At 74.3% G+C, this 2931-nt stretch carries 2 protein-coding genes; both read left to right on the forward strand.

Translation table 11 applies throughout. The features are described 5' to 3' along the window. Positions 1–2055, forward strand: a 2055-nt coding sequence (locus tag AB0G02_RS33695) for a S8 family serine peptidase (protein WP_360802463.1), incomplete at its 5' end; no start/stop codon positions are given. A 22-nt stretch (positions 2056–2077) separates the two neighbouring features. Further along, complete coding sequence (locus AB0G02_RS33700) at positions 2078–2893, forward strand: hypothetical protein (protein WP_360802466.1); 816 nt, start codon at positions 2078–2080, stop codon at positions 2891–2893. Positions 2894–2931 lie beyond the last annotated feature (38 nt).

Below are 2931 nucleotides of genomic sequence, written 5' to 3' on the forward strand. Positions count from 1 at the left end.
CGCGCGTTGCGCGGCGCCGGCGCGGAGGTCCACGACAGCCTGTCCGGGTTCACGCTGCTGGTGGGTGTGCTGCCGGAGCGGGTGGACGGGTTGCGGGCGTTGCCGTGGGTCGAGGACGTGACGCCGTTCCGGCCGACGATGAAGGTCTCGCCGCGCCTGCGCGCCGGCGGGTCGGAGCCCGGTGCGGCGGAGCTGTCCGCGCTGGACCTCGTCGGCGGCGAGGAGCTCGTCGAGGTGTCGGTGTTCCCCGGCGAGAGCGTGCAGGAGGTCGCCGCGTGGGTGCGCGGGTCCGGCGGGACGGTCCTGACGACCACCGCGCGGACGCTCGTGGCGCACGTCGACCCGAGCGGGCTCGCGGACCTGCCCGGCGTCCAGGCCGTGCTGCCGCACGCGCTGCCGGAACTGGGCAACGACCGGGCCCGGGTGGTCATGCGCGTGCCGAACGACGCCTCCGACCCCGGCCACGGGCTGACCGGCGCGGGTCAGGTCGTCGCCATCGCGGACTCGGGCCTCGACACCGGCGATCCCGCCACCGTGCACCCCGACCTGCGCGGCCGGGTCGAGCGGATCGTGAGCTGGCCGACGACCACCGCCCTGGCGCCGTTCCTCGGGGACCCGCCCGGTGCCGACGACGGTCCGGCCGACCTCGACTCCGGCCACGGCACCCACGTGGCCGGGTCGGTGCTGGGCAACGGCCAGGCCGCCAGGTCCGCCGGCGCCGCCGTGGTGCCCGCGGGTGTCGCGCCGGAGTCGCGGGTGTTCTTCCAGGCCATCTCCCAGCGGGTCGACTGGAAGACCGCCGACGAACTCGCGGCGGCCGGGCTGAAGCCGTTCACCACGCCCTGGCCGCCCCCGGCGGTCGGGTTGCGGGGCCTGCCCGACGACATCGGCGTGCTGTTCCACGAGGCGTACGCGGCCGGAGCGCGGGTCCACACGAACTCGTGGGGCGCGGCGGCCGGACCGGGCGTGTACACGGCGAACTCGGCCGAGGTCGACGAGTTCACCTGGAACCACCCGGACCTGCTGGTCCTGTTCGCCGCGGGCAACCTGGGCCGCGACGCCGACCAGGACGGCGTGGTCGACGCCGCCTCGGTGACCTCGCCCGGCACCGCCAAGAACTGCCTGACCGTCGGCGCCACCGAGAACGCCCGCCCGCCCGGCTCGGACCCGAAGCCCGGCCTGGACGTCACCTGGGTGCGGTTGGGCTACCCCCGGCTGGCGGCGGCGGGCCACGTGTCCGACAACGCCGACGGCATGGCGGCGTTCTCGTCGCGCGGCCCGACCGAGGACGGTCGGATCAAGCCCGACGTCGTCGCACCGGGCACGAACAACCTGTCCGCGCTGTCGTCGGTGCTGCCGCCCGGGGCGAAGCCGTTGTGGGGCAGGCTGCCCGAGGGGCACCCGCTGCGCGACCACTACGTGTGGAGCGGCGGCACCAGCATGGCCACCCCGCTGGTCGCCGGCGCCGCGGCGCTGGTCCGCCAGCACCTCGTGCGCGACCGCGGGCACCGCACGCCGTCCGCCGCGCTGGTGAAGGCGTTCCTGGTCAACGGCGCGGTCCCGGTGCGCGGCCAGTTCGACGGCGAGGTGCCGGCGGGCCCGAACAACGTGAGCGGGTTCGGCCGGGTCGACGTCGGCCGGTCGGTCGCGCCGGACGCGCGCCACCAGACCCTGTTCGCCGACGGTCCCGGAGCGGAGGTCTCCACCGGCGAGGTGAAGGCCTACCAGGTCGACCACGTCGACCCGGCGCTGCCGCTCAAGGTGACGCTCGTGTGGACCGACGCGCCCTCACAGCCGGGCAACGGCGGGCTGGTCAACGAGCTCTACCTCCAGGTCCGCACCCCTGGCGGGACCGTGCTGCACGGCGACGAGCACCCGTTCCCGAGGGCCACCAACAACGTGCAGCAGGTCGTGGTGGACGCGCCGGAGGCGGGCACGTACCTGGTCCGGGTGTGGGGCGTCTCGGTGGTGGCGGCGCCGCCGACCGGGCCGCGCGGCACCGACCCGCGACAACCGTTCGCCGTGGCCGTGTCCAACGGTGACGCGCTGACCTGATCGGAATCGGGAAGGGGGAGAGATGTCGGTGTTGTTCGCCGCCGCGATCCTGGGGGTGGTGGTGGTCGTGATCTTCCGACGCCTGCGGGCGCGACGCGACCGGCAGGACGCCGGTCCGGACCCGATGCACGTGCCGACGCTGGACGTGGTCACCATCGGCATGCAGGGCTGCGGCAAGACGATCCTGCTCGCCGGCACGTACCGGGCGATGCAGACGCCGTCCAACCGGGACTTCTACCTGCGCGCGCCGTACGACCAGGTGATCGAGCTGGGCAGCTGGTACCACGACGTCGCGACACCGGACAGCGGCTGGCCCGCGGGCACGCGCAAGTCCGAGCTGCGGGAGTTCCGGTTCGACGTCATGACGCGCACCGCGAGCGCGCCGGAGACCGTGCTGCGGCTCAACTACCTGGAGTACGCCGGCGAGCTGCTGACCGAGCGGCAGGAACCCGGCTCCACCGCGCAGGGCAGGCTGTTCGACGCGGTGGACGGGGCGGACGCGCTGATCGGCCTGATCGACGGCCTGCGCGTGCGGCAGGCCTACCACGGCGACGGGCGCGGCGCGGCCCTGCTCCAGCGGTCCCTGGACACGTTGGTCAGCACGATGTTCGCGTCCACCAGCCCGATCACGTTCGTGGTCACCAAGTGGGACCTCCTCGACGACCTGCACCCGGACCAGGACGTCCGGTTGCGGCTGGTGCGCGACACGTTGATGGAGTCGCCCGGCTTCCGGGACCTGGTCCGCGAGCACAGCGCGCGCCGGGTGATCCGCGCCCTGCACCACCGGATCGGTGTGCTGGAGGCGTTGTTCCCCAGCTCCGTGCTGGGTGACCGGTGATGACCGGCTGGCCCGCCGACCGCGAGCGCGAACCCCGG

Source organism: Actinosynnema sp. NPDC023658, from assembly GCF_040639995.1.
In the GTDB taxonomy this organism is placed as follows: domain Bacteria; phylum Actinomycetota; class Actinomycetes; order Mycobacteriales; family Pseudonocardiaceae; genus Actinosynnema.